This window comes from Cellulomonas biazotea, from assembly GCF_004306155.1.
GTDB classification, from domain to species: Bacteria; Actinomycetota; Actinomycetes; order Actinomycetales; family Cellulomonadaceae; genus Cellulomonas; species Cellulomonas biazotea.
Genome location: NZ_BIMR01000018.1, coordinates 70,364 through 76,662, shown reverse-complemented (window position 1 = coordinate 76,662; position 6,299 = coordinate 70,364). Strand labels below are relative to the sequence as shown.

The window sequence follows — 6,299 nt, the reverse complement described above, 5'->3', positions numbered from 1 at the left end:
CCCCGACGGTGAGGCGGAGGACGCCGCGTGGGTGCCCGTCGTCGAGCTGCACGGGCGGCTCGCCTACCCGAACGAGCGTCGTCTCGCGGAGGCCGCCCTCGTCGTCCTCGTCGGCGAGGCATGAGCGCGGCCCTGCGCCGCGGCCAGGCCCTCCGCGCGACCCTGGTCCTGCTCGCGGTCGCGCTCGCCGCCCTGTCGGTGCTCGTCGTCGGCCCGCCGCCGGCGGGCGCGGCCACCGCCCCCACCCCGTCGCCGTCCGCGACCTGGCCCGTGTCGGTGCAGGTCACGTCCGTCAGCCCGGCCGTCCTGCGTCCCGGTGACGACCTGACGGTCACCGCGCGGCTCCGCAACGACGGCACGGAGGAGGTCGCGGCCCCGTCCGCGGTGCTGCGGCTCAGCCGGATCCGCCTGCACACCCGGCCCGACCTGCAGTCGTGGGCGTCGGGCGAGATGGCCGCGGGCACCCGCGTCGCGTCCGACACCCCCGACGGCCCGCTCGCGCCGGGTGCGAGCGTCGAGGTCACGATGACCGTCGCCGCGCAGGACGTGCGGCTGCTCGAGGGCGCCGACGTGTGGGGTCCGCGGGGCCTGACCGTCGACGCCCGTGCCGGCTCGCGGGTCGTCGGTCAGCAGCGGACGTTCCTGCTGTGGCTGCCGACGGAGGACGTGCCGACGACCACGCTGTCCGTCGCGGTGCCGGTCACCGGCCCGCCGGCGGCACCGGTCGTCCCCGCGTCGGCCGCCGCCGTCCCGCCGGAGACCCCCGACGGGGGCGACGAGGGTGCGGGCGCGCCGGCCCCGGTCGTCACCGTGCAGCCCGACGACGCGACGGTCACGCGGCTCGACGAGGCGACCGGTCCCGGCGAGCGGCTCACGCAGGTCGAGCGGCTCCTCGCCTCGGCCCCCGAGGTGAGCGCCGTCATCGACCCCGCCCTGCTCGCGCAGTCGGCCGCGGCCGGCCCGCGAGCCCGGCAGTGGTCCGCGGCCGTCACGGGGCTGCTCGCCGGTCGGGACGTGCTGACGCTGCCCTGGGCCGACCCGGACGTCGCCGCCGTCGCGCACGGCGCCCGCCCCGACCTCGCCGCGGTGGCCGCGTCCACCGCGCTGCCCTGGGTCGAGCAGACGTTCGGCCCCGACGTCCCCCTCGTGCTGTGGGCGCCCGGGCCGACCCTCCCCGACGACGCGACCGCCGCGCTGACCGCCAACGCGGGTGCCGCGGCGATCGTGCTGCCCGTGGGCGACCTCGACAGCGCCGCCGACTCCGTCCCGGCCGCCCGCACCCAGGTCCGCCCGGACGGCACGGCGGTCGCCGCCCTCGTCCCGGACCCGGTCCTCACGGGCCTGCTGACCGCGCCACGCAGCGTCGAGCCCGGTGCGTCGCCCACGACCGCGGTGCAGCGGGCGCTCGCCGAGCTCGCCGTCGCGGCACGCCAGGACGACGGACCGCCCGACGTCCTCGTCGCCCCCGGCCGCGACTGGGTGCCCGAGGTCCCGTACGCGACCGCGCTGCTCGACGCCGCGGCCGCCGCCCCGTGGGTCCGCATCACGCCCGCGTCGTCGCTGCTCAGCGGCTCGACGACCGCCCGGACGTCCCTGCCGGACACCGCGTCCGACGCGGCCGAGCTCGCCCCCGGGCAGGTCCAGGTCCTCGCCGCCGCGCGCGACCGGGCGCACACGTTCGCCGACGTGACCCCGGAGCCGCAGACGTTCCTCGCGGGCGTCGACGAGGAGGTCCTCGCGCCCCTGTCCGTCGCGTGGCGCACCGACCCCACCGGACGCGACGCCCTCGTCGCCGCCGCGGTGGCCGACGTCGACGAGCGCACCAGCGGCCTGACCATCGCCCCCCTCAGCGACGTCCTCGTCGTCAGCGCGAAGAGCGACCGCCGCCTCACCGTCCGCAACGCGCTCGACGTCCCCGTGACCGTCCAGGTCGTCGTCTCGCCCCGCAAGTCGTGCCTGCAGGTCGAGCCCATCGACCCGGTCGACGTCGACGCGAGCAGCGAGCGCAGCGTCCCCGTGACGCTCAGCGCGCACGCCAACTGCGACGTGCGGGTCGTCGCGCAGCTCACGACCACGTCCGGGTCGCCCGTGTCGGCCCCGGTCGAGTTCACCGCGCGCGTGCAGCCCACGATCGAGAACGTCGGCACCGCCGTCGTCGGCGTCCTGCTCGCGATCGGGCTCGTCCTCGGCATCGTGCGGACCGTCCGGCGCGGGCAGAGCGCCCGCCGTGGCGCGCGCCTCGAGGCCGAGTCCGACGCCCCGACGACGCTCGGCGTGCTCGGCGGCGCGGGCGAGCCCACCACCGGCCAGGTCGAGCAGCAGCCCGTCCCGGACGGACCACCACCGGAGGACCGCGCATGACCGGGTCGGGCAGCGTCGGGCGCGGCGCCGCACTCATGGCGTCCGGCACCGCGGTGTCGCGCGTGCTCGGGCTGCTGCGCGGGCTCGTGCTCGTCGCCGCGATCGGCGCGACCGGTCAGGCCGCCGACGCGTTCGACGTCGCGAACAAGCTGCCCAACGTCCTCTACATGCTGCTCGCGGGCGGCGTGCTCAACGCGATCCTCGTGCCGCAGGTCGTGCGCGCCTACAAGCGGGACGCGGGGCAGGAGTACGTCGACCGGCTGCTCACGCTCGGCTTCGTCATCCTCGCGGGCGTCGCGGTCGTCCTCACCGTCGCCGCCCCGCTCCTCGTGGGCGTGTACGCGAAGGCGCCCCCGAGCCAGATGGCCCTCGCGACGACGTTCGCCTACTGGTGCATCCCGCAGCTCTTCTTCTACGGCGCGTACGCGCTGCTCGGGCAGGTGCTGAACGCGCGCGGCTCGTTCGGGCCGTACATGTGGGCGCCCGTCGTCAACAACGTCGTGGCCATCGTCGGCTTCGGCGTCTTCGTCATGGTGTTCGGCGACGCGCAGAGCACGGACGTCGCGACCGCCGCGACCTGGACCTCCGCGCAGGTCGCGCTGATCGCGGGGGCGTCGACGCTCGGCGTCGTCGCGCAGGCCGTCGTGCTCGTGCCCGCGCTGCGCCGCACCGGCGTCGGGTACCGGCCCCGGTGGGGGCTGCGCGGCTCGGGCCTCGGGCGGGCCGGGCAGGTCGCCACGTGGACGTTCGTCGGGCTCGTCGTCGGGCAGCTCGGCTTCATCGTCGTGTCGCGCGCCGCGTCCGCCGCCCCCGAGGTCGCCGGCCAGACCGCCGTCGCGGGCAACGCCGCCTACACCGCGGCCTTCCTCGTCTTCATGCTCCCCCACTCGCTCGTCACCGTGTCCCTCGCGACCGCGCTGTTCACGCGCCTGTCCGGGCAGGCGCACGACGCCGACGTCGACGGGGTGCGCCGGACGTTCTCGCACGGTGTGCGCGTCGTCGGGCTGTTCACCGTCGCCGCGACCGCGCTGCTGCTCGTGCTGGCCCGCCCGGTCGTCGACGTCGTGCTCGCGACCGCCGACCAGGCCTCCGCCGACGCGGTCGCCCTCGTGGTGCAGGCGATGATCGTCGGGCTGCCCGCCTTCGGCGCCTGGTCCATGTGCCAGCGGGTGTTCTACGCGTACGAGGACGCCCGGGGCCTCGTGCCGATCCAGGTCGCGATGGCCGTCGTCGTCGCCGGCGGGACGCTGCTCGTCCAGGCCGTCATGCCCGCCCGGTACTGGGTCGCGGGCGCGGGGCTCGTGATGAGCCTGTCCTACGTCGTCGGTGCGGTCGCCGCCGCGTGGATGCTGCGCGGGCGGCTGCGGGGCGTCGACGGCGGCCGGGTCGTGCGCCTGCACGTGCGCGCGGTGCTCGCCGCGCTGCCCGCGGCCCTCGTCGCGTGGCTCGTCGCGTACGTGCTCGGCCTGGCGCTGGACACCGGGCTGCTGCGGTCGCTCACGGTGTGCGTCGTCGCGGGCGGCCTCGGCGGTGCCGTCTACGTCGGGATGCTCCGGGTCCTGCGCGTCGAGGAGCTCGACGGCCTGCTGCGGCCCGTCCTCGCCCGTCTGCGCGGAGGACGGCGCTGACGGTGTCCGCGATGCCCGTCTAGCATGCAGGTGTCCCCGCCGCTCCCCGCCCCGTAGGGTCGGGGGGCCCGGACGTCGGAGCCGGTGGACATGACCACCCGGAGGAGGTGCAGGTGAGCGAGGTCGGACGAGGCACCGTGCTGGCGGGCCGCTACCGGATCGTCGCACCCGCGCCGTCCGACCTGCAGGGCGCGAGCGCCTGGCAGGCCACCGACCAGATCCTCGACCGGCCCGTGCGGGTCCGCGTCCTCGAGGCCGGGGCCGTCGCCCCCGCGCTCGACGCCGCCCGTCGCGCCTCGCTCGTCACGGACGCCCGGCTGGTCCGCGTGCTCGACGTCGGCACCCACGAGGGCGCCGGGTACGTCGTGTCCGAGCAGATCACCGGCCCGTCGCTCGCCCAGCTCGTCGCACGTTCACCCCTGACCCCCGACCAGGCGCGTGCCGTCGTCGGCGAGGCCGCGTCCGCCCTCGAGGTCGCGCGGCGGCGTGGCGTGCACCACCTGGCCCTGCGGCCGTCGGCGCTGCACGTCAACTCCGACGGCCGCGTCCTGCTCGCCGGGCTCGCGATCGACGCCGCGCTGCTCGGCACGTCCGGCGGCGACGCCCGCACGACGACCCGCGCCGACGCCGTCGGGCTCGTCCGGCTCCTCTACGTGGCCCTCACCGGCCGCTGGCCCGCCGACCCGCAGCGGCCCGGTGGCGGCGAGCCCCTGCCCGACGCCCCGCTGGTCGAGGGCTGGCCCGCCCCGCCGTCGGACCTCGTCCCCGGCGTCCCCGCCGACCTCGACACGCTGTGCGGCGTCACGCTCGGCCCTCACGACGACGGACCGCACAGCCCCGGTGAGCTCGTGCGCGAGCTCGAGCCGTGGGGCGAGATCCGCGCCGTCGCCTCCGTGCCCGACGCCTCGACGGCCGTCGTCGGCGGTGCCGTCGCCGCGTCCGCGTCGATCGCCGACATCGTGTCGCAGGACACGCAGCCCGTGAGCGTGCAGCGCCACTCCGTGCGGTCCGCGTTCGACGAGCCCGCGCCGGGGGCCAACCGGCCGGGCACGCCGCCGCCCGCCGTGCCGTCGCGCACGAGCACGCTGACCGGGCCTGCGGCTCCGGTGCCGCCCGGCCCGGTGCCTTCCCGACCGGCCGCCGCTGCGGCGCCCGTCGGTGCGCCGCCTGCCGGTCCGCCCGTCGAGCAGACGCTCGTCGGCGCGCCGCCGACCATGCCCGCGTTCGTCCCCCCGCCCGGTCCCGACGCGCAGCACACCATGGCGATGCCGCCCGACGTCGCCGGTGCGACGCAGGTCATGCCCGCCGACGCCGAGCGTGCCGGGGTCCCGCGGTTCGTGTCCCACGCGGCTCCCGCGTCGGCGGCCTCGGCCGCCGTGCCACGTGCCCCGCAGCCGCCGCCCGTCGGACCCGGGGGCCCGGCCGGTCCGGGCGGCGCACCCGTGCGGCGGTCGACGTCCGACTACCGGACCGCGCCCGCCGTCGTCGGCGCCGGAGGTCCGCCGCCCGTGGTCTCGCCGTTCGGCGGGGACGACGCACCCGAGGGCTTCGAGGAGCTCGGGTGGGAGGAGCCCGGCGAACCGCGGCGACGCCGGTTCGACCCCACGATGCTCGTCCTCGCCGTGGTCGGCGTGGCCGTCGTCATCGGCGTCATCATCGCCTTCAAGTCGCTGTTCGCCTCGCTCGGCGGCGGCGACCAGGACCCGGCCGCCGAGCCCGCACCCGAGCAGACGCAGGTCCAGCCCGAGGAGTCCGGCGCACCGCAGGAGCAGCCCACCGAGGGGACCGAGCCCGAGGCCCCCGCCGGTGGCCCGCCCGTCATCGCGTCCTCGACGTCGTTCGACCCGTCCGACGCCGACGGCGAGCACGAGGAGGCCGTCACCCGCGCCCACGACGGCGACCCGTCGACGTTCTGGTACACCCAGACGTACAAGCGCGACGACTTCGCCGGCTTCAAGAACGCCGTCGGCTACATCGTCAACCTGCAGTCGCCCGCGACGGTGTCGCAGGTGAAGCTGCACGTCAACGGCAACGGCGGCAACGTCGAGATCCGCGCGACCGACGCGGCGAACCCCGGCGGTGGCACGGTGCTGGCCTCCGGCCCCGTGAGCCCCGACACGACGTTCACGTTCGACCCGACCGAGCTGTCCACCGTCGTCGTGTGGATCACCCAGCTCCCGACGGCCGCGGACGGCGGGTTCCGGCTCGAGCTCAACGAGATGTCGCTCGGCTGACGCGCCCCTCCCGCGGTCGGGACGAGGAACAGAACCGGCCTACGATCGGTTGACGGAACAGCCCGCTGCCGGAACC

Annotated in this window: 3 protein-coding genes; all 3 read left to right on the top strand. The window is 76.9% G+C overall.

The window, feature by feature from the left end:
- The first annotated feature begins 120 nt into the window (after positions 1 to 120).
- The 3 genes from CBZ_RS01935 (at position 121) to CBZ_RS01925 (ending at position 6,223) form a co-directional block, all read left to right on the top strand.
- Entirely contained in the window at positions 121 to 2,361 is a 2,241-nt protein-coding gene (locus tag CBZ_RS01935; RefSeq protein ID WP_130779935.1) for a DUF6049 family protein, read from the top strand.
- Complete coding sequence (murJ, locus tag CBZ_RS01930; protein ID WP_130779934.1) at positions 2,358 to 3,989, top strand: murein biosynthesis integral membrane protein MurJ; 1,632 nt, start codon at positions 2,358 to 2,360, stop codon at positions 3,987 to 3,989. Before CBZ_RS01935 ends, murJ begins: the two co-directional genes overlap by 4 nt.
- A gap of 113 nt (positions 3,990 to 4,102) precedes the next feature.
- Positions 4,103 to 6,223, top strand: a complete 2,121-nt coding sequence (locus tag CBZ_RS01925) for a protein kinase family protein (protein ID WP_130779933.1) — start codon at positions 4,103 to 4,105, stop codon at positions 6,221 to 6,223.
- Positions 6,224 to 6,299: the final 76 nt, after the last annotated feature.

Excerpts from the sequence above, each read along its gene's own strand:
- CBZ_RS01935 (WP_130779935.1), top strand. The coding sequence starts at position 121 with ATGAGCGCGGCCCTGCGCCGCGGCCAGGCCCTCCGCGCGACCCTGGTC.
- murJ (WP_130779934.1), top strand. The coding sequence starts at position 2,358 with ATGACCGGGTCGGGCAGCGTCGGGCGCGGCGCCGCACTCATGGCGTCC.